Genomic DNA, 21,891 nt, shown 5'->3' on the forward strand with positions numbered 1-21,891 from the left:
TTGGATGCTTAATTTTTGTTTACTTTATTGATTTCTAAAGTAAAAAATACTTGACCAAATGTTAGATAATGTTATTGTTTATAACTGACTAAAAAAGTCGAATTTACTAATTTTTCTTTAACGTGTTTAATTGTATTTTGTGCAATGAGTTGAACAAAATAAAAAAAAGTATTGAATAATCATGGAAGTCCAATATGGGTCATGTTGATTACGATAGCACATTGATCGTCGGCTCTTTTATTGCGGCTGGCGCTATTTGCTATATTGTGATTTCCATGGAGCAGTTAATATTTAAGCAAACTTATAAAAAGATTGAGCCGTTTATTTTATTACTCAATGGATTATTACTCGCAGCAGCGATTAGTATTGTCCATATTGTCGGTATGCATGCTTACCATTTATTTGAAGCAGCTTCCTCGAACGTTCCTTTAATTACACTGGCTTTTGGCATTAGTGCTGTACTTTCAAGTGTCGCAATTTGGCTGACTTCTCGTTTTACACTTCCTATATTTAGACTCATTTTAAGCTCAGTCATTATGGGAATTGGAATTTCTGCTTCTTATTATGTGAGTATGTTAGGCTGGAATATTGATATTTATAAGAAAGACTACACTTCCTTTCTTATTTTATTTTCTGTCTTAATTGCCATGAGCGGGTCGGGACTAGCTTTCTTGCTGGCCTATAAATTAAAAGAAAGTGAACGTCACCGTATAAGTTTAAAATTAGCCTTTGCAGTGATGATGACCCTAAGTATTATGGGGATGCACTATACGGCACTTATTTCGACAAATATTACCGATAAGTTTGTAAGCCAATATCAGGCTGAACATGACTTGCTGCTATTTACAATTATCTTGGTGACGTGTCTGGTGCTGGTCGCGAGTTTTATTGTTGCCGTGCTGGAACAACGACTGAACCAGCGAAATCTAGAACTGCGTAAAGCCAATAAAGAATTAGCCAACCTCTCTATTCAAGATAACTTAACTAAATTACCAAACCGACTTTATTTAGTGGATTACGCCGAAGTTCTCCTTTCAGATCACCGTTATAAAGACCAAAAAATAGCTTTTCTCTATATTGATTTAGACCGTTTTAAATCGGTAAATGACGCGTTTGGACACCACATTGGTGATCAACTGCTTATACAAATGGCCAATCGGTTACATTGGCAACTCAATGAAAAATGTAAATTGCTTAGAATTGGTGGGGATGAGTTTTTACTCATTGCTGAAAACACTGATACTGAAGAGGCAATGCAACTTGCTGAAAAAGTATTACATCTTATTCAAGACAGTTACCAAATTTCCGGTAAAGAAATTAATATTTCAGCAAGTCTAGGTATCGCACTGTTCCCTGAACATGGGCAAAATGTTCAAGACCTGCTGATGAATGCCGATGCTGCCATGCTGATGTCTAAAGAGCAGGGCCGCAATACTTATACCGTCTTTAGTTATTCTACCCATCAACAAGAAACAAGAAGTCAGTCAAAACTGATCAATGATTTATACAAAGCAGTCGAAGAAAAACAATTTGTTCTCTATTACCAGCCAAAATTTAATACCAATCTTGAGATTTGTGGAGTAGAAGCACTCATTCGCTGGAACCATCCGTCTTTAGGTATGCTGACACCGCATATGTTTATTGGTGGCGCGGAAAAAACAGGTTTAATTATTCCAATGGGATATTGGGCGCTTGAGCAAGCTTGCCAACAAATTCAGGAATGGGAACGTAGCAATACGCAGTTTTATCCTATCGCAGTCAATTTATCGGCCTTGCAGTTCGAAAATAAAAAGCTCTTTAGTACTCTCGAAGGCTTATTAAAAAAATACCAAATTCAGCCGCATCACCTCATTATTGAAATTACCGAATCAACCGCAATGCGGCATATCGACTTAAGCATTCGGGCTTGTGAGCGACTGCGCGATATGGGTATTCGGGTGGCAATTGATGACTTTGGAACAGGGCACTCAAGCTTCTTATATTTAAAAGATTTACCAGTTGATGAACTTAAAATTGACCGTGGATTTATTGTCGATTTAAAACCGGGCTCAAAAGAAGAAGTCATTTTAGAAAGTATTATTCATTTGGCGAAAAAGTTAGGTTTAACCGTAACAGCCGAAGGGGTGGAAACACAGCAACAAGTTGAGATTTTAACGCGCTTGGGCTGTCAGCAGTTCCAAGGTTATTTGTTGGGTATGCCTGTAAATGTAGGGCAACTGATTCAGTCGCAAGGCGCTCATTTTGTTTAACCCAGATATTTGGTTAAATTTAAAAAACTACTACTTAATATAATATCTAATATAATAATTTGGTTAATCTAATGAAAAATAATAAGAATTTTTAAAACTTGTCATAAATTCCACATTGACACTTCTAAACTCTCAGATTATCCTTTGCCTGCTGGCCTACATTGCCAGCCGGTTGTCGCAGACCGATTAGTAAAGGCATCAGATTATTCCTTCTGAGGAGTAGTCTTGTGTGTACAATCGTCCCTCGCTCGTTGCGGTAGGACGAGTGAGGGACACCTTTGGGTGTGCTGATTCTTTACTATCAGTCTGCGAACCCTTGCTCGTTCTGCCACCATAATCTTTTATTAATGCTTTGGCAGAACTCCCAAAATAAGGAGTTGGCTATGCATACTATTTTTACACCTCCCAGTTAGTCTTTATGCAGTTTGATCACCTTTAGGTTTTCAGGCGTCAGTTCTTCACGACTAAAAAATCATATGAACAATAAAACTTGAGATGCGTTAGGGCCATCTTTGGGGCCTTTGCATGCTTTTTTTGCCTAAAGCAAAAGTTGCAGCCGTTTTCTCTCATTTAGACACAACAAGAAATTATTTTATAACGGTACATATATGCCATATTCAGATCTCTCATTTCGCGCGTTAAGCGTACTCCATAAGTCTCGATATCTTTTTAATAAACATGGTTTTCATAACGTAGGAGTAGACCGCATTGTGCGAGAAGCAGAGGTGACAAAAGCTTCGTTTTATAACTATTTCCACTCTAAAGAACGGCTTATTGAAATGTGCCTAAACTTTCAAAAAGACGTCTTAAAAGAGCAAGTACGCTCAATCATTTACCTACAAAAAGATTTAATCTTGCGTGAAAAACTCAAAAAAATTTTCTTTTTACATACCAGCCTGGATGGTTATTACCACTTGCTATTTAGGGCTATTTTTGAAATTGAAAAACTCTACCCCGCAGCCTATCAAGTGGTTGTACAGTATCGGCATTGGTTAACTACTGAAGTTTATAAATTGCTTTTAACTGTGAAGAAAGACACTACGAAAAGCGATAGCGATATGTTTTTATTTACATTAGATGGTGCCATTATTCAGCTGCTAGATGAAACTAGGGGTGATACGAGAGAACTGTTATTCGCTTATATTTTAAAGGGTATTTTTCTTAAAGATTAACTTATTAAAATCTATATGTTTATTAATTGATATATTTAGAATAACTAAATTTATATAGAGTTCAGGCGGTTGTGCTTTTAAAACATATCGGCCTGAACTTTATATTGAACCAGATAAAAAACAGATCTGATCACCTGATAGAGCATGTATTACAGATCCTCTCATCTTCAAAATAAAACTTATAATATGGTAAGGAACCGTAATAATTAAATTTTTTAAGCAGCTTCATATTTTTGTTTTGTTTCAAGCTCAATGAGTTTATTTATATAAGACCATGTTTCTTCAGAGTTAATTTCTGGTTTGTTAATTGTCCCGTCAATAATAAGCCCATCTATAATGTTAAGAAAAAGACTGCTTAATACTTTTGGATCTTCAATTTCTAACTCTAAAAATATAGATAAAACTAAACTGTAAATCCATTCACGGTATTTATTTACTTGTTTTTTAATAGAAGGATAGAGCTGCAGGACTTCTATCGTTGCTTTTTTAAATAAACAACCACTAAAATCTTCAGTGTTAATCCAGTCGATATACCAATTAAAAATACTTTTCAGTTTATTTAATGGGTTATCTGCACTATTAACTTTATCTAATAAAGAAGTTTGGACTTCTAAAATTCTTCGGCGAAGACACTCTTCAATTAAAACTTCTTTAGAAGAGAAGTACTTATAAAAAGTCATTTTTGCAACTTTAGATTCAGCAATAATTTTGTCTACCCCAATAGAGGTATAACTTTTCTGATTAAAAAGGGTCATTGCTGTTGTTATAATCGTTTCTCTTTTTGACATTGGTTGCCCCGTCATAGATATTTTTTGATTAACTTTGCTATTGTAAAGTATGAAAGCTTAAATAAAACTTATTTAATGATATTTAAAAAATTATATTTATTCAATAGCTTGGTTTGCCTTGATAAATAAAGAAATAAATATTTTATTGGCAATAGTTTACTTTTTTAAATAATATTAATTAATCCATTGATTTGTTGAGATAATAAACATAATATCAATTCGTTAAGTATGGGTATACGGAATTTATCCTTTTTACGTTCGAATACGTAATGGAAATAGAGGGATAGCCTTTAGCTTAACTATAAGAAAAACTTTTTATTGAGAATGATTATGTCAAAAAAATTTGAAGACTTTAATAATCCAAGAGAAAAAGCATTGCAGGGGATGAAAGATAGTATTCCCGCTTCACAATGGGAAGAAAACTTACAGTTTCTCAAACAATTAAGGAATAAAATTGCGCAATTGCCAGTAAGTAAACACCCTGCAATTGAAATATTAAATAACGGTTATCTTGATAAACAAACCCTGACTCGTATTCATTTAGAATATCGTCATGCCATTGTTCAGATTTTTACCGATGCTTTATTAAAGGCGCAGTTTCTGACAAAACAATTGGAGCCAAAGCTTCACTCAGGCGCTAAAATGTTTCCACGGGTGTTGTTGAGCTTAAATATATTAGATGAATTTGGTTTTCGACCGGGTTTAGATAAAGATCATTATTATTTAGGCAACCCTGAATATGCACATTATCCATTATATGAAGATTTGCTAAATGACTATGGTTTGACTGAGGCTGACCGCCGTAATTATAAACCTTCAAAAATTGCAGATCAGGTGAGAACATTTTTAGAAGCTTCTTACGATCGTTATATTAATGTGGTGGCATTATTGGCGGTGGCAGAAGAAGAAGTTATTCTTTTTAGCCCACCATTGCGACAAGCAACCAAGTTTGTAAATATCGATGTTAAGGGTGGTGGTTATTACCATGTACACGGCGTTTCAACAGATGAAACAGCTGAAGCTGCTGATGATGACCATCAGGATGACCTTTGGTTTGCGTTGGCTCAAGCCATTACCAAAGATGATTATGAAAGCTTGACTCAACTATGTCTTGATTATTGTGCACTGTGGACTGAGTTTTGGGATGCACAAATTGCCGATGTCCAATTTATTGAAGAAAAGAAATTAGCATAAGCGTCTAAGTTTATTCATAAAAAGCCTGTTGATATTGAACAGGCTTTTTTAATGGCTTAATTAAAAATATTCCAAATATGAAAACACTGATAGACAACTCAACAATCTCTAAACAGTACCTATAAATCTGCTACAATTACGCCAATTTTTATTTTGATCGACTTTAGATCTTTGGCACTGCAATCTCCGCAGTAGGTGTATTTCATGAGTTTTAAAGATGAGTTAGCGGCACAGGTCGCTCAACGACGCACATTTGCTATTATTTCCCACCCCGATGCCGGTAAAACCACCATGACAGAAAAACTGTTGTTATGGGGTAAAGCGATTCAGGTTGCAGGGATGGTAAAAAGCCGTAAATCTGATCGTGCAGCTACATCTGACTGGATGGAAATGGAAAAAGAACGTGGTATTTCGATCACCACGTCTGTTATGCAGTTCCCATATAAAGGTCACACGATTAACTTACTCGATACACCGGGGCACGAAGACTTCTCGGAAGATACTTATCGTACCCTTACTGCTGTTGACTCTGCACTAATGGTGATTGATGGTGCAAAAGGTGTCGAAGAACGTACCATCAAATTGATGGAAGTGTGTCGTATGCGTGACACACCAATTATTTCATTCGTCAACAAAATGGACCGTGAAATTCGTGAGCCACTTGAGTTGTTAGATGAAATTGAAAATGTCTTAAACATTCGCTGTGTACCAATTACATGGCCACTTGGTATGGGTCGTGACTTTGCTGGTGTATACAATATTCTTGAAGATAAATTGTATGTCTACAAAGCAGGTTTTGGTTCAACCATTACCGATATTGAAGTACGTGATGGCTATAATCACGCTGATATTCGTGAAAAAGTTGGTGAGTTAGCGTGGGCTTCTTTTGAAGAGTCACTTGAGCTTGTACAAATGGCAAATGAGCCATTAGACCGCGAGCTTTTCTTACAAGGTAAACAAACGCCTGTTCTATTTGGTACGGCATTAGGTAACTTTGGTGTTGACCACGTTCTAGATGCATTTATGAACTGGGCACCTGAACCTAAAGCTCACCCAACGCAAGAACGTGTGGTTGAAGCAAAAGAAGAAGGTTTCTCTGGTTTTGTATTTAAAATTCAAGCCAACATGGACCCTAAACACCGTGACCGTATTGCCTTCATGCGTATTTGTTCAGGTAAATACGAGAAAGGCCTGAAAATGAATCACGTACGTATTGGTAAAGAAGTTCGTATTAGTGATGCGTTGACTTTCCTTGCAGGCGAGCGTGAGCACTTAGAAGAAGCATGGCCGGGCGATATTATTGGTTTACATAACCACGGTACAATCCAGATTGGTGATACTTTCACTAGCGGTGAAAACTTGCACTTCACAGGTATTCCTCACTTCGCGCCGGAAATGTTCCGCCGTGTACGTTTGAAAGACCCATTAAAGTCAAAACAGTTGCAAAAAGGGTTGAAAGAGTTGTCTGAAGAAGGTGCAACTCAGGTATTTATGCCACAAATTAGCAATGATTTGATCGTGGGAGCTGTGGGTGTACTTCAGTTTGACGTTGTTGCTTACCGCTTGAAAGAAGAATATAAAGTTGACTGTGTTTATGAGCCAGTAAGTGTAAATACGGTACGCTGGATTCATTGTGATGATGAAAAGATTCTTAATGAGTTTAAGAAAAAGGCACATGACCAACTTTCTATTGATGGTGGCGGACACTTAACGTATCTTGCGCCAAGCCGAGTGAATTTGCAGATTATGCAAGAGCGTTGGCCTGATATTGAGTTCCGTAGCACACGTGAACACTAATCATGTAAATGTGACAAACAGCTTCGAATAGAAGCTGTTTTGTTTTGAAAAATAAGAAAGGATGATGAAATGAACTTGAGTAAAAAGACAATTATTGCGCTTGTGGTTGCAGCCATAGCTCTAATTTTGGCTATTTGTGTATTTGTCTGGAAAAAGCCTCAGTCTTCATCATCTTCTCAAGAAAATTCAGCTTCTACTCAAGACCATCCGGTTGAGAAAGCAGAGGTTTTACCTTATTTAAATTTGACCGAAACCAAAGCAAGTTATGCAGTGCCGTTTTGTGAAAAGAAAAATTGTATTGATGTCGATATTCAAACCATAAAAACCCAAGATGCGTGGTTAAATAGCTGGATTGAAAAAAATCAGGCGAAAGTTATTCAAGCTCAAATTAATTTGAAAAAAGATTTAAGCCTTCAACAAGCGATTAATGCTTACGTGAAAAAGTCGGATGAATGGCAAGATAAGTATTCTAAAAATCGTGCTTATGAGTTACACATTCGTACACGCATTGCCTCGCAGCGTAACCAGTATGTGTTATTGCAATTGGCTTTAGACAGTAAACAAGAAGAGATCACCATAAAAGACCGTTATTATTTTTTCGTGGCTGATCGTAAACTGCATAAAAACTTAACGTTGCTTGATGTGCTTAAAAAAGATCAGCAACCGACAGTACATCAAATTGTTCAAACCGCGTATCAGGACTGGTTGAAAAAGCAAACTGCCGATGTCAAAAAACAGGCCCCAAAAACTTTATATTGGGGACAAGCTGACTGGTTCTTTGATGGTGAAGGGGTAGGTTTGCACTATCAGGCAAATCAGATTACGAAAGATGCGCCTCAACTTGATATTTATTTAACAACAGAACAAACGAAAAAAATATTGCAACCTCAGGTTTATGAACAAATGTTTTAAGTTGGTAGCAGAATTTGCAACCTACTTGTAGATGCGCTAACTTCATATGAGTTATGCATAATCTTCTCAGAATAAAGGCAAAATATGATGTTAACTTCTAAGGCTTCGCTACGTTTAACGCTACTTGCTTCTGCGATATTTTTGGTGGCATGTCAGCCTAAAAGTGATCCTAAAGAGTCGGAAGATCAGCAAAAACCGGCTGTGATTGAACAAAAGCCTGTAGAACTGACTTTGAAAGGAGAAACAGTTCCAAGTAAAGTGACTTTACCGGATTGTGATGGTAAAACTTGTCCTGAATTTACGGTAGAACGCCTACAAAGTAATTTCCCTTTTATTGATAAGATTATTGATCAACAAGTTTTAAAAGCACTTGGACAGATTCTTGAAATTGCAGAACCAGATGCAAAAGCAGCACAAGCTGATAAGAAGACAGAAGCTTCAGCAGCTGCCGCTACAGAGCAACAAGATAGTTTCGATGCTCAGGTTCAGCGCTATGCAAATTCATTTATTGATTTGGACAATGAATTAAAGGCTCTAAGTAGTAATCACCAGATTAATCTGTTGGTGAAACCTAAAATCATACAGTCTCAAGGTAAAGTCGTAACTGTTGTTGTAAATAGTAGTAGCTATTTAGGCGGGGCACATGGCTCGGCAGCGCAGCAATATTATAATTTTGATTTAAAGAAAGAAAAGCAGGTCAAGCTTGAAGACTTGTTACGTCCAGAGAAAAAAGCGGCTTTAGAAAAATTAGCACATGAAGCGTTTAAAGCTTGGGTGACAGACTCAAAACTTGCAAATAGTGTGAGTGAATATGAGCAAGCTTGGCCGTTTAAACTCACAGAAAATTTCCTGTTAGGTGATCAGGGCTTAATTCTTCAATATGGCGAATATGAAATTGGACCTTATGTGGTCGGGCTACCTCGTTTAGTCATTCCATATGACCAATTACAAGAAGTATTGAAAGAAGAATATTTGCCGCAGCCTAAAGCTAAACCAGCTTCGACACCTGCCGCAAAAAGTGCCAGCTAATGCATCTGTTTGATACTCATACCCATTTTGATGTTGCCGATTTTGATGAAGATCGGCACCAGTTAGCACTTGAAGCTAAAAAAGTGGGTGTGGATGCTCTGGTGTTAATAGGCTTTTTACAGTCACGTTTTGATGATTTGGTACAAACCCATCATCAGCTCAAGCAGTGGGACAACGTGCCTACTTCTTATTTAGCACCGGGGTTGCATCCGTTTTATATTGAGCAGCACAAACCAGAGCATCTTTCTCATCTTGAACAGATTTTGCAGCAAGAAGACTGCGTCGCAATAGGAGAAATCGGCTTAGATACCTTCTTAAAGGAACACAAGCAGCCCGATATATATGCCAAGCAAAAACAGTATTTTGCTGATCAGTTAGATCTGGCAACTCAATACCAAAAACCGGTGTTGCTTCATATACGAAAAGCACATGGTGATGTGCTCGCACTATTAAAAGCGCATAAGTTTAAACTCGGTGGCATTGCTCATGCCTTTAGTGGCGGAGTAGAGGAGGCAAAAGGCCTGATTAAGCTTGGTTTTAAAATTGGTGTGACGGGACAAATCACGAACCCCAATGCGAAAAAGCTTCATACGGTTGTGCAGGCTATAGGTGCCGAGCATTTAGTGATTGAAACAGACTGTCCTGATATGACGCCACTTTGCTGCCAAACTTCAACTGAGCAGCGTACTCGAAATACGCCTGTGAATTTACCTTATGTACTAAAAAGTTTGGCTGAAAATTTAAATATGGCAGAGTCAGAATTAGCAGATTTGCTGTGGAAAAACTCTTTATCTGCTTTGAAATTATCGTAATAAAAATCAAAGATTAGAAATAGTAACTAAAACAAAACACAGCGATTAAAAAAGAAGCTTAAAGTAAGAAAACAACATGTAAAAACGTGAAAAATAACATTGCCAGACATGGGAGGATAACCCAATGGCTAAGTATAGCAATATCAATAGTTTTAATGCTTTACAGACGCTAACAGTAGGTTCCAGCAATTATCAGATTTTTAGCTTAACCCAAGCCGAGAAAAAGCTAGGTGACATTGCCAAACTGCCGAAATCATTAAAAGTACTGTTGGAAAACTTATTACGGTTTGAAGATCAGCTCAGTGTTAAAACAGAACACATTTATGCTTTAGCTGAGTGGCTAAAAACCCGTACCTCAGATCAAGAAATTCAATATCGACCTGCACGGGTTTTAATGCAAGATTTTACCGGCGTTCCGGCAGTCGTTGACTTAGCCGCAATGCGTGCTGCAATGGCTGAAGCGGGGGGTGACCCTGAAAAAATTAATCCGTTATCACCTGTAGATTTGGTTATTGACCACTCTGTGATGGTAGACCATTTTGCCGATGATCAGGCTTTTGAAGAAAACGTTCAAATTGAAATGCAGCGAAATGGCGAGCGATATCAATTTTTGCGTTGGGGACAATCTGCATTTAATAACTTTAGTGTTGTGCCACCAGGTACCGGTATTTGCCATCAGGTCAATTTAGAGTATTTGGCTCAAGCAGTGTGGTTAGGTGAAGACAACGGACAAACCTTTGCTTTCCCTGACACCTTAGTGGGTACAGACTCACATACCACCATGATTAATGGTTTAGGGGTTTTAGGTTGGGGTGTTGGTGGTATTGAAGCAGAAGCTGCCATGTTGGGTCAGCCTATCTCTATGCTCATTCCTGAAGTGATCGGTTTTAAACTAACCGGCAAATTACAAGAAGGGATTACGGCAACTGACTTGGTGCTCACCATTACTCAAATGCTTCGCCAAAAAGGTGTGGTAGGTAAATTTGTAGAATTCTATGGCGATGGTCTAGCCGATTTACCACTTGCTGACCGTGCAACCATTGCCAATATGGCGCCTGAATATGGTGCAACTTGTGGTTTCTTCCCAATTGATGAAGTGACTTTGGGTTATTTGAAATTAACAGGTCGTCAAAGTGACCGTATTGCATTGGTGGAAGCATATAGCAAGGCGCAAGGTTTATGGCGTAATGCGGGTGATGAACCTGTGTTTACAGATACGTTAAGTTTAGATATGAGTACGGTTCAGGCAAGTTTGGCAGGTCCAAAACGCCCTCAAGACCGTGTGCTTTTATCGGAAGTACCTAAAACGTTTAATGCGCTCATGGAATTAACCCTTAAGCCAGCCAAAGAAGCGAAAGAACGTTTAGAAAATGAAGGCGGTGGCGGTACGGCTGTAGAAGCGACCAAAGCCAATATTCAGCATGAAAGCCCATCTTGTGTAATTGAAGGACAAGAATATCCATTAAATCATGGTGATGTCGTGATTTCAGCGATTACTTCATGTACCAATACTTCTAACCCAAGTGTCATGTTGGCAGCCGGTTTACTTGCTAAAAAAGCCATTGAAAAGGGGTTGCAGCGTAAACCGTGGGTAAAAAGTTCACTTGCGCCTGGTTCTAAAGTTGTGACCGACTATTTATTGGCGGCTGGGCTTACGCCGTATTTAGATGAGTTGGGCTATAACTTGGTCGGATATGGTTGTACAACGTGTATTGGTAACTCAGGTCCTTTACCTGAACCAATTGAAGATGCAATTCAATGTCATGATCTAAACGTGGCATCTGTACTTTCGGGTAACCGTAACTTTGAAGGGCGTGTGCATCCATTAGTTAAAACCAACTGGCTTGCCTCACCACCACTTGTGGTTGCCTATGGTTTAGTTGGGAATATCCGTACCGACTTAACGACTCAACCAATCGGGCAAGGTAAAGATGGGCAACCTGTTTACTTAAAAGATATCTGGCCAAGTCAGGCAGAAATTGATGCCGTCTTACAAAAAGTAAATACCGATATGTTCCACAAAGAATATGCTGCGGTGTTTGATGGTGATGAAAGCTGGCAAGCGATTCAGATTCCAAAAAGTAAAACTTACGAATGGGCTGATGACTCGACTTATATTCGTCATCCACCGTTCTTTGAAGGTATTGGTGAGCCACCAAAACCAATCAAGAATATTGAACAGGCACGTATTTTGGCAGTGCTTGGTGACTCGGTAACCACTGACCATATTTCACCAGCGGGTAATATCAAAAAAGACAGTCCAGCAGGTCGATATTTGCAAGAGCAAGGTGTTGAGCCAAAAGACTTCAACTCTTATGGTTCACGACGTGGTAACCATGAAGTCATGATGCGAGGCACCTTTGCCAACATTCGTATTAAAAATGAAATGCTCGGCGGTGAAGAAGGCGGTAATACCATACATGTGCCAAGTGGTGAGAAGCTTGCCATTTATGATGCGGCAATGCGTTACCAACAAGAACATACACCGCTTGTGATTATTGCTGGTAAAGAATACGGAACAGGTTCTTCACGTGACTGGGCTGCCAAAGGAACGAACTTGTTAGGTGTAAAAGCTGTCATTGCTGAAAGTTTTGAACGTATTCACCGTTCAAACTTGGTGGGTATGGGCGTGTTGCCATTACAGTTTGTTGATGGCCAAACCAGACAGTCCCTCAACTTAACGGGTCATGAAGTCATTTCGATTCGTGGTTTATCGGATGGTATTCAGCCTCATGAAATTCTTGAGGTTGATGTGAAAGGGCCAAATGGAGTAGCTAGTCATTTTAATGTGTTATGTCGAATTGATACGTTAAATGAGGTTGAGTACTTTAAGGCAGGTGGTATTTTGCATTATGTACTTCGGAATTTGATTGCTTCATAAATGTCTATTTTTCAAAAGCTATATAAAAAAGCCTTATATTCATGAGGCTTTTTTATTGTCTTTATTTAATGGATAAGCTAAATATAAATAAAATAATTTTTGTTATAAGAAGAAGCAATTATGGGTAGAGATACAGTATTTTTAAAAGTTGAATCTCGATTGGGATATGATTTTTCAGGGGATATAAAAATAGGAGGTAAATATACCTCATTAATTGAACACGCTGGACTTGTATTTATTAGTGGTCAAATTCCAAGAGTGGGAGATACGGTACAGATTTGTGGAAAAGTTGGATTAGATGTTGATTTATCAGATGCACAGCTTGCTGCAAGTATTAGCACCATGAGAGCTTTAGCAATTTTAAAACAGCACTATGGGACTTTAGATGTTATTGGAAAAGTTTTACAAATGAATGTATTTGTTCATTCAACGTCATCTTTTATACAGCAAAGCGAAGTTGCTGATGGAGCATCTGAAATACTTTATGAAATTTTGGGTTTAGATACGGGACGGCATACACGTACATCGGTCAGCGTGTACCAACTTCCAAAAAATGCATCTGTTGAAATCAACTTCATTTTTGCTTTGAAATAAAAGTAAGTTGGTGGAATTCAATTATTGCAATTTTACTGGGTATTTTTATTTGTAAGAGCGGCAAGACGCTCTACGTAAAAAACAGTAAAATATATGGTTTGATTTTTTAGAGAAAGCCATTTCCATGTCCGATTTACCACAAAATGATGAATATGACCGCCGTTTTGCAGGTGTAGCCAAAATTTATGGTGATTCATCGTTCCAGCACTATGAACAAAGTCATGTGATGGTGATTGGTATTGGTGGGGTCGGCAGTTGGGCAGTAGAAGCTTTAGCGCGTACAGGTATTGGTGAGATTACATTAGTCGATATGGATGTAGTTGCAGCATCAAATGTGAATCGTCAGCTACCTGCAATGACCTCAACTCTGGGCTGTGAAAAAGTTGAAATTATGGCGGAGCGTTGTCGCCAAATTAACCCACGCATTAAAGTCAATATTATTGATGACTTCTTAACACCTGAAAATGTTGCAGAGCTTTTAAACCCTGTACCGGATATTGTTTTGGACTGCATCGATGACGTTAAGGCAAAACTGGCTTTAATGCTCCATTGTCGTTTTAACAAAATTCCTTTGATTGTGTCGGGTGGGGCAGGTGGTAAGCTCGATCCACTTAAAATTCGCGTGGCGGATCTATCAAAAACAGAACAAGACCCAATGTTAGCAAAGCTACGTAGTCAGCTTCGCGCTCGCGGCATCTGTAAAAAGCCAAAAGAGAAATTTGGCATTACCTGTATTTACTCAATCGACAATCCATTTTCAAGCGCAGATGTCTGCCCATCGGCGGGGTTGCGCTGTGGTGGCTATGGTTCAGCGGTGGTGGTGACTTCAAGCTTTGCCATGATTGCTGTGGCTGAAGTTTTGAAAAAGCTCGATTTAAAGAAAGCCTAATTTAAATATGGAAAAGGCATGCGCTTGGGTGGGGGCATGCTTTTTTTTGGGAAAAACTATTTAATCATATAGCTCTATATTGTCTTGTTTGGGCTGTGTGGGTAATTGCTGATCATAAAATTTAAAACACCATAAAATTAAAATAACGATGGTGCATATTGCGAAACCTTTTAAGTACTTCATGAAGAATTCAATTAAGTGAATGGTCTTGATTAAAATTCTAGCGAAGGAGATCTATCTAATCTAATATGGAAAATAGACCAAATGATCTAATTTTGAGATGGTAATGCTCACATTAAAACAATTCCAATATTTCATAAAAATTGTTGAAGAGGGGAGCTTTACCGCTGCTTCCGAAAAGCTATTTATTGCCCAGTCTGCTTTAAGTCGACAAATGAAACTATTAGAAGAAGAAATTGATTTTCAGTTGTTTGATCGTACGGACAAAAGAGTAAAACTTACGGTAGCGGGAGAGGTCTTCTATAAGAAAATAAAAGATAACTTGCTTTATTTAAATGAAATTATTGATCTATCTAAAAGTGTGTCGGAAGGGAAAAATCGACAGATTAAACTTGCTCATTCCAGCAGTATTGTCGTGGATAATACAAAGGTGCAGATATTAAAAGAAGTTAGCTTAACGCAGCAGTTGAGCTTTGAGATTAATACCTTATCATCCGAGCAGCAAATCTTAGCGTTATTAAATGGTGAAATTGATATCGGTTTGATCCGTCCACCAGTTCGGCATACTTTAGATGGTATAAATACTTTTAAGTTATATGAAGAGCCTTTAATGGTGGCTGTGCATATTGATCATGCCAAGTTTGCTAAATCAGAAAAGGTTTATTTAAAAGACTTAAAAGATGAGTGTTTTGTATCAACGCCTCATGCCGAAAGAGGAGGCTTAAGTTATTTGGTCGCAAATCTGTGTTTAGCCGCAGGATTTACCCCACAAAAAGCCTCCATTCAGTCGCGTAAGATTTCACAGTTACAGCTCGTGGCGGCAAATTTAGGGGTAGGTATTGTTCCTGCGGAGTTTCAACAAATCTTACCTGCCAATGTAAAACTAATACCTTTGGCAGATTCTCTATCTCTTTCGGAAGTTTTACTGGTCTATAGAAAAGGCCATGATGAAATCATTCAGCACTGCGCCGAGCAAATTCATCAAATGTTTCTATCTTAGAAGTGAATTAGCCTAATCTATAGTAAGTATAGGTGACGTTATCATCTTTATAGACGTCATAACTACTTTGTTTAAAGTCTGACACCCATTCGCTTCCTGTATAACCAGCGATATGACCGTAAATATGGTTGCGGGTTCTGTGAATGATATAAATGTCGCCTTCTTGTGGCTCATCAAAGGCTGGATTTATTTCTTTATAGCCAATTTTCTTGAGGGTATCGCCCCAATCTGATGCTGCAATCGGATGGTTTTCAACATCGGCACCAGCAGACTCAAGCGCAATACGGATGCTACGTGCACAACGCGCTTTACTGCGTCTAGAGGTAATACTTTCTAATTTAGCTACGAATTTTTCTACATCAATGGCTGGAGGAGTGTTGGTTTCAGTGGAGTGATTATTGGGTTTCATGGTGAATGGATAAGGGAGGCTTGGTGTGCTGTGGGATACAACAATGGCTGCCTGATTTGAATCCTGATACATATAGTTATCAGCTACTTGTCCGTCATAAATAATCATCGTGAAATCTCTACCCGTACTACCTATATCCGTATTTAGAAAATCACCACCTACCTGTGGCGTTCAGAGATACTAATGGCCCAAACTTAAAAGTTTTGTTTATGTTATGTAATAACGTATCTTTTTACCAGTTTTTATTTCTGGCTATGGAAAAAAGGGCTAATTAAAAGAGCTTTTGAAATCATACAAATTAAGTTTTTGATATTATTGAATATAAATAATTAATCAGAGCTTAATTTTGAATATTTCGAGCCAACATTTGCGAATATACTCAAAATCTAAGTCTCTGATTTAAAATGCCACATTTTCTTACAATTTTAGAAACATGGGCTGGCTTAAAATTGGTGTTCCTTTAAATACTCTTCAGTACGGATAATGGCAGCTTGCATATTATGGATTGCATTCTCGACATCAGTTAAAGTTTTTGCATTTCCACCACTTAGCGCCTGACGCCATTTGCGAGCGCCCGGTAAATTTTGGAATAAACCTAAAATATGACGCGTAATGATAGAGAGTGGCGCACCCTCAGCTAGACGTTGTTCAATATACGGTAGCATTTGTTCCATAATATCGAAGCGATCCGGTGCTTCTAGGTTCCAAAGTTGGCCGAGCTCAGCAAGTAAGTAAGGGTTGTGATAGGCTTCACGGCCAATCATGACGCCGTCAACGTGCTGTAAATGAGCTTGAGTTTCGGTAAAAGTTTTAATACCGCCATTAATTTCAATAGTCAGATGCGGGCGTTCTTGCTTTAAACGGTAAACATCTTCATAGCGTAGCGGTGGTACTTCTCGGTTTTCTTTCGGAGACAAACCTTTCAATATCGCAATACGGGCATGTACAACAAAGTGGGTACAACCTGTTGCTGCTACCGTATCTACAAAATGCAGCATTTCTTCGTAAGACTGCATGTCATCAATACCGATACGGTGCTTAACCGTTACCGGAATGTTGACGGCTTTTTGCATGCTGTGAATACATTCAGCGACCAAGTCTGGTTCTGCCATTAAACATGCACCGATTTTATTGTTCTGTACACGGTCACTTGGGCAGCCTACATTCAAGTTGACTTCGTCATAACCCCAGTCTTCAGCCATTTTTGTGCAAGTGGCAAGCTCTTGTGGGTTTGAGCCGCCAAGCTGCAATACGATTGGGTGTTCTTGAGTGTTATAGTCCAAATGGCGTTTCGCATCACCAAATAGAATCGCGCCCGTAGTCACCATTTCTGTATAAAGTACAACGTTTGGGTTAAACAACCGTGCAAAGAATCGGTAGTCCTTTGTAGTCCAGTCCATCATTGGGGCTACACTGATTCTTGGAGATTTAATAGTTTCAATGGTTTTATTAATAGTCATTAAAAATCATGCCTTTAATCAGTGTTTTGCAACCTGTTTGAATCTGTGGGAACTCATATTTAGCTGCGTTAATTAGTTTGCATTTACACCAAAATTTACACCATAATGGAGAAAATGGTTCATGGTGTAAATTTATGGGGTCAATTACTGCCAGAAAAGGTGCAGATGGAAGTGTTAGTTACCGAGCTGCTATCCGGATCAACAAAAAAGGTTATCCAGCTTATTCTGAAAGCAAAACATTTCATTCAAAAAAAGTGGCAGAAAACTGGCTTAAAAAAAGAGAAGTTGAGATTCAAGAAAATCCAGACATTTTACTTGGCAAAGAACAACTGATTGATCTAACTTTGTCAGATGCCATAGATAAATATTTGGATGAAGTTGGGAGCGAGTACGGTAGGACGAAACGCTATTCTCTACTCTTAATTAAGAAGTTGCCAATCGCGCGCAATATTATCACAAAAATACATTCAATACATTTGGCTGAGCATGTTGCTCTAAGACGGAGAGGCGTGCCGAATCTTGGTTTAGACCCTATTGCAACAAGTACACAGCAGCATGAGCTTTTACATATTAGAGGTGTTCTATCTCATGCATCTGTTATGTGGGGCATGGAAGTTGATTTAAGTAGCTTCGATAAAGCTACGGCACAGCTTAGAAAAACTCGCCAAATCTCCTCTAGCAAAGTGAGAGATAGACTTCCTACAAATGAAGAGTTAATTGCTTTAACAAAACTTTTTGCTGAGCGTTGGAAATTAAATAAATATGGTACTAAGTATCCAATGCATTTAATTATTTGGTTCGCAATTTTTTCATGCAGACGTGAAGCAGAGTTAACACGCTTATGGCTGCAAGATTATGATTCTTACCATTCATCATGGAAAGTTCATGATTTGAAAAATCCGAACGGTTCTAAAGGTAATCACAAGTCTTTTGACGTGTTGGAACCTTGTAAAACAATAATTGAACTTTTATTAGATAATGAAGTGCGGAGTCGTATGCTTCGATTAGGATATGATGAACAACTCTTATTGCCTCTGAACCCAAAAAGCATAGGAAAAGAATTTCGTGAAGCATGTAAAATATTAGGAATTGAAGATTTACATTTTCATGATTTGAGACATGAGGGATGTACACGATTGGCAGAACAAAGTTTTACTATTCCTGAAATTCAGAAAGTGAGTTTGCATGATTCGGTTGGGGGGCTATGACTATGAGCTTTAAACAACCAGTGCAACCATTTACCCAAATTCAGCAAGGCGATCAGGTCCGTTTTAGATTTACACATGCTAGAGATACTTACGTTATTTCTGACATTTCCAAGATGTCTATGACATCTATGAAGAACTAAACGGGAGGACGATTATGATTGCCCGTGTTATTCGTTTTTCAATTGCGAATCGTGTATTTGTCCTGTTAGCCGCTTTAATTCTGGCTGCTTGGGGAACTTGGGCCGTAAAGAATACTCCGGTCGATGCATTACCAGATTTGTCTGATGTACAAGTAATTATTCGAACTAATTTTTCTGGTCAGGCACCACAAATTGTTGAAAATCAGGTGACCTACCCTTTAACAACAACCATGTTATCGGTACCGGGTGTTAAAACTGTTCGCGGTTATTCTTTTTTTGGTGACTCATTTGTTTATGTCATCTTTGATGAACATACTGACCTTTACTGGGCCCGTTCTCGTGTATTGGAGTATCTAAATCAAATTCAAGGGAAAATGCCTGCAAATGCGAAATCTTCATTGGGACCAGATGCCACTGGCGTTGGTTGGGTTTATGAATATGCATTAGTAGACCCAACAGGACAGCATGATCTTTCGGAGCTGAGAAGCATACAAGACTGGTTTTTAAAGTATGAACTGAAGACATTACCTAACGTGGCTGAAGTTGCCACAATTGGGGGAATGGTTAAGCAATATCAGGTTGTCTTAGACCCAAGCAAGATGGCTACTTTAGGTGTCACACAAAACAATGTCATTGAGGCGATTCAAAAAGCTAATCAGGAAACTGGTGGTTCAGTTCTGGAAATGGCTGAAACGGAATATATGGTGCGGGCTTCTGGTTATTTAAAAACTTTAGATGATTTTCGCCAAATTCCTTTACGAACAAATAGTTTCGGTGTTCCTGTTTCTTTAGGTGATGTTGCAACTATTCAACTTGGTCCAGAAATGCGTCGTGGCATCAGTGAATTGAATGGGCAAGGTGAAACGGTTGGGGGTGTCGTGATTTTACGAGCAGGTAAAAATGCACGTGAAACGATTACTGCTGTGAAAGCGAAGCTAGCTGAATTACAACAAAGTCTACCGAAAGGTGTACAAGTTGTTCCTGTATATGATCGCAGTCAATTGATTGATAGAGCAGTAGAAAATCTCAGCCATAAATTAATTGAAGAGTTCATTGTGGTGGCTTTAGTCTGTGGACTCTTCCTCTGGCATTTACGTTCAGCAATGGTGGCTATTGTTTCTTTGCCGCTTGGGATTTTATCTGCTTTCTTGGTGATGCATTATCAAGGGCTAAATGCCAATATCATGTCGTTGGGTGGTATTGCTATCGCGATTGGCGCTATGGTCGATGCCGCAATTGTAATGGTTGAAAATGCACATAAGCATATCGAAACTTGGCAACACGAACATCCTGAGCAAGTCTTGGAAGCACAAGTCCGTTGGAACATCATTACACGTTCTGCCAGTGAGGTCGGGCCAACTTTATTTTTCTGTCTACTCATCATTACCTTATCCTTCATTCCTATTTTTACTTTACAGGCACAAGAAGGTCGCTTGTTCTCACCACTGGCATTTACTAAAACCTATGCAATGGCAGCAGCAGCAGGTTTATCCATTACCTTGATTCCCGTTTTAATGGGTTATTGGATTCGAGGGAAATTACCTTCTGAACAGCGTAATCCACTGAACCGTTTTCTGATCAAAATATACAGCCCTATGTTGGATAAGGTTTTAGCTCATCCAAAGACAATTTTACTTGGTGCATTGCTAATTTTCCTTATTAGTCTTTTCCCTTTAACACGGTTAGGTGGGGAGTTTCTACCCAATATGGATGAAGGTGATTTACTGTATATGCCTTCAGCTTTACCGGGATTGTCCGCAGCAAAAGCTTCTGAGCTACTCCAACAGACTGATCGAATGATTAAAACCGTTCCTGAAGTTGCAACAGTATTCGGTAAAGCTGGTCGCGCTGAGTCAGCCACAGATTCTGCACCATTAGAAATGTTTGAAACCACGATTCAGTTCAAACCACGGTCTGAATGGCGTTCAGGTATGACACCTGACAAATTGATAAAAGAACTAGATAAGGCAGTCCAAGTACCGGGTTTAACAAACATTTGGGTGCCACCTATCCGTAACCGGATTGATATGTTGGCAACTGGGGTGAAAAGTCCAATCGGGATTAAGGTTTCAGCAAATGATCTGCAAGATATTGATCGGGTAGCACAGCAAATTGAACAAGTGGCTAAACAGATGCCCGGTGTTAGTTCAGCTTTAGCTGAACGGCTCACAGGTGGTCGATATGTTGATGTTGATATTAACCGTATGCAGGCTGCGCGATATGGTCTCAATATTAAAGATGTACAGCAAATCGTCTCATCAGCGATTGGCGGGGAAAATATTGGTGAAACTGTTGAAGGCTTGGCACGGTATCCCATTAATGTACGTTACCCACGAGAGATTCGAGATTCACTGGAAGCCTTAAGAAATTTACCGATTCTAACTGAATCTGGTCAACAAATAGTCTTGAGTAGTGTTGCGAATATTCAAATTACAGATGGGCCGCCAATGCTTAAAAGTGAGAATGCCCGTCCAAGTGGTTGGGTCTATGTCGATGTACAAGGACGTGACTTAGCTTCGGTTGTACAAGATTTGAAGCAGGCCATAGACCAAAAAGTAAAACGTTCTTCTGCCATGAGCATTAGCTATTCAGGACAGTTTGAGTTCATGGAGCGTGCGAATGCTCGCTTAAAAGTTGTTATTCCAATTACTTTGATGATCATTTTTCTATTGCTCTATTTGATTTTTAGGCAAGTACAAGATGCTGTTCTGATTATGGCAACACTACCTTTTGCCTTGATTGGTGGTATTTGGGCTATGTACTTGAGTGATTATCACTTTTCGGTTGCGATTGCTGTTGGTTTTATTGCACTTGCTGGTGTTGCCGCAGAGTTTGGTGTAGTCATGTTGTTCTATTTAAAGCAAGCAATTGAGCATGCACAGCAAAGCCTATCTTCTTCAACGGCATCCTTAACAGAGCAACAACTCAATGAGGCAATTCATACAGGGGCCGTGCTACGTGTTCGCCCTAAAGCAATGACAGTCGCTGTCATTTTGGCGGGGTTAATCCCTATTCTGTTGGGGACTGGAACAGGTTCTGAATTAATGAGTCGTATTGCTTTACCTATGGTTGGGGGCATGATTTCAGCCCCTCTCTTATCTATGTTTGTTATCCCTGCGGCATATCAGCTTTTAATCAAAAGAAAACTATCAAAGAATTGATAGTTTTATTATTTCG

The 21,891-nt window shown here is 38.8% G+C and carries 16 protein-coding genes and 2 pseudogenes; 14 read left to right on the top strand and 4 right to left on the bottom strand.

What is annotated here, in order from left to right:
- Positions 1 to 194: 194 nt before the first annotated feature.
- Both MKL62_RS05855 and MKL62_RS05860 read left to right on the top strand, forming a co-directional pair.
- On the top strand, positions 195 to 2,249 hold the full coding sequence (locus tag MKL62_RS05855; protein WP_000510211.1) for a bifunctional diguanylate cyclase/phosphodiesterase: 2,055 nt from the start codon (positions 195 to 197) through the stop codon (positions 2,247 to 2,249).
- A gap of 608 nt (positions 2,250 to 2,857) precedes the next feature.
- Positions 2,858 to 3,421, top strand: a complete 564-nt coding sequence (locus MKL62_RS05860; RefSeq protein ID WP_001985463.1) for a TetR/AcrR family transcriptional regulator — start codon at positions 2,858 to 2,860, stop codon at positions 3,419 to 3,421.
- A gap of 215 nt (positions 3,422 to 3,636) precedes the next feature.
- Here MKL62_RS05860 and MKL62_RS05865 read toward each other — a convergent pair whose 3' ends face one another.
- Positions 3,637 to 4,209: a TetR/AcrR family transcriptional regulator gene (locus MKL62_RS05865; protein WP_000043985.1), complete on the bottom strand. Its 573-nt coding sequence runs from the start codon at positions 4,207 to 4,209 to the stop codon at positions 3,637 to 3,639.
- 330 nt (positions 4,210 to 4,539) lie between these two features.
- Between MKL62_RS05865 and MKL62_RS05870 the strand changes: the two genes are divergently transcribed.
- The 8 genes from MKL62_RS05870 to MKL62_RS05905 all read left to right on the top strand — a co-directional run bounded on the left by MKL62_RS05870 (position 4,540) and on the right by MKL62_RS05905 (position 14,317).
- Complete coding sequence (locus MKL62_RS05870; RefSeq protein WP_000037371.1) at positions 4,540 to 5,403, top strand: heme oxygenase-like domain-containing protein; 864 nt, start codon at positions 4,540 to 4,542, stop codon at positions 5,401 to 5,403.
- 204 nt (positions 5,404 to 5,607) lie between these two features.
- Positions 5,608 to 7,200 (top strand): peptide chain release factor 3, encoded by a 1,593-nt coding sequence (locus tag MKL62_RS05875; RefSeq protein WP_000008539.1) that lies wholly within the window; start codon positions 5,608 to 5,610, stop codon positions 7,198 to 7,200.
- A gap of 69 nt (positions 7,201 to 7,269) precedes the next feature.
- On the top strand, positions 7,270 to 8,112 hold the full coding sequence (locus tag MKL62_RS05880; RefSeq protein WP_001054080.1) for a hypothetical protein: 843 nt from the start codon (positions 7,270 to 7,272) through the stop codon (positions 8,110 to 8,112).
- Between the two features lie 87 nt (positions 8,113 to 8,199).
- Complete coding sequence (locus MKL62_RS05885; RefSeq protein WP_025470096.1) at positions 8,200 to 9,141, top strand: RsiV family protein; 942 nt, start codon at positions 8,200 to 8,202, stop codon at positions 9,139 to 9,141.
- On the top strand, positions 9,141 to 9,953 hold the full coding sequence (locus MKL62_RS05890) for a TatD family hydrolase (protein ID WP_000549985.1): 813 nt from the start codon (positions 9,141 to 9,143) through the stop codon (positions 9,951 to 9,953). Before MKL62_RS05885 ends, MKL62_RS05890 begins: the two co-directional genes overlap by 1 nt.
- A 124-nt stretch (positions 9,954 to 10,077) precedes the next feature.
- Positions 10,078 to 12,834, top strand: coding sequence for an aconitate hydratase AcnA (gene acnA, locus MKL62_RS05895; protein ID WP_001151979.1), 2,757 nt, complete (start codon positions 10,078 to 10,080; stop codon positions 12,832 to 12,834).
- A gap of 120 nt (positions 12,835 to 12,954) precedes the next feature.
- Positions 12,955 to 13,428: a RidA family protein gene (locus MKL62_RS05900; protein ID WP_000532213.1), complete on the top strand. Its 474-nt coding sequence runs from the start codon at positions 12,955 to 12,957 to the stop codon at positions 13,426 to 13,428.
- Positions 13,429 to 13,552: 124 nt separating this feature from the next.
- Positions 13,553 to 14,317, top strand: a complete 765-nt coding sequence (locus tag MKL62_RS05905; RefSeq protein ID WP_001281716.1) for a tRNA threonylcarbamoyladenosine dehydratase — start codon at positions 13,553 to 13,555, stop codon at positions 14,315 to 14,317.
- Between the two features lie 60 nt (positions 14,318 to 14,377).
- On the opposite strand, the gene MKL62_RS05910 is transcribed toward MKL62_RS05905, so the two are convergent.
- Entirely contained in the window at positions 14,378 to 14,500 is a 123-nt protein-coding gene (locus MKL62_RS05910; protein WP_001984446.1) for a hypothetical protein, read from the bottom strand.
- Between the two features lie 103 nt (positions 14,501 to 14,603).
- On the opposite strand from MKL62_RS05910, the gene MKL62_RS05915 reads away from it, so the two are divergent.
- Positions 14,604 to 15,497, top strand: a complete 894-nt coding sequence (locus MKL62_RS05915; RefSeq protein WP_005129672.1) for a LysR family transcriptional regulator — start codon at positions 14,604 to 14,606, stop codon at positions 15,495 to 15,497.
- Between the two features lie 7 nt (positions 15,498 to 15,504).
- Here MKL62_RS05915 and MKL62_RS05920 read toward each other — a convergent pair whose 3' ends face one another.
- Together MKL62_RS05920 and dusA are read right to left on the bottom strand one after the other, a co-directional pair.
- On the bottom strand, positions 15,505 to 16,014 hold the full coding sequence (locus MKL62_RS05920) for a hypothetical protein (protein ID WP_000587862.1): 510 nt from the start codon (positions 16,012 to 16,014) through the stop codon (positions 15,505 to 15,507).
- Positions 16,015 to 16,349: 335 nt separating this feature from the next.
- The gene (gene dusA, locus MKL62_RS05925) at positions 16,350 to 17,366 is read right to left on the bottom strand and encodes a tRNA dihydrouridine(20/20a) synthase DusA (RefSeq protein WP_030423654.1); all 1,017 of its coding nucleotides are present in this window, start codon (positions 17,364 to 17,366) and stop codon (positions 16,350 to 16,352) included.
- 134 nt (positions 17,367 to 17,500) lie between these two features.
- On the opposite strand from dusA, the pseudogene MKL62_RS05930 reads away from it, so the two are divergent.
- The 3 genes and pseudogenes from MKL62_RS05930 to MKL62_RS05940 all read left to right on the top strand — a co-directional run.
- Positions 17,501 to 18,571 (top strand): annotated as a pseudogene (locus tag MKL62_RS05930) (tyrosine-type recombinase/integrase); the annotation flags it as partial.
- Positions 18,559 to 18,714: pseudogene (locus MKL62_RS05935) on the top strand (copper-binding protein); the annotation flags it as partial. The pseudogenes MKL62_RS05930 and MKL62_RS05935, both read left to right, overlap by 13 nt.
- A 14-nt stretch (positions 18,715 to 18,728) precedes the next feature.
- Positions 18,729 to 21,875: an efflux RND transporter permease subunit gene (locus MKL62_RS05940; RefSeq protein WP_000561732.1), complete on the top strand. Its 3,147-nt coding sequence runs from the start codon at positions 18,729 to 18,731 to the stop codon at positions 21,873 to 21,875.
- Positions 21,876 to 21,891: the final 16 nt, after the last annotated feature.

Origin of the sequence: Acinetobacter sp. AOR01_HL, assembly GCF_027855455.1 — a bacterium.
Classification (GTDB): Bacteria; Pseudomonadota; Gammaproteobacteria; order Pseudomonadales; family Moraxellaceae; genus Acinetobacter; species Acinetobacter baumannii.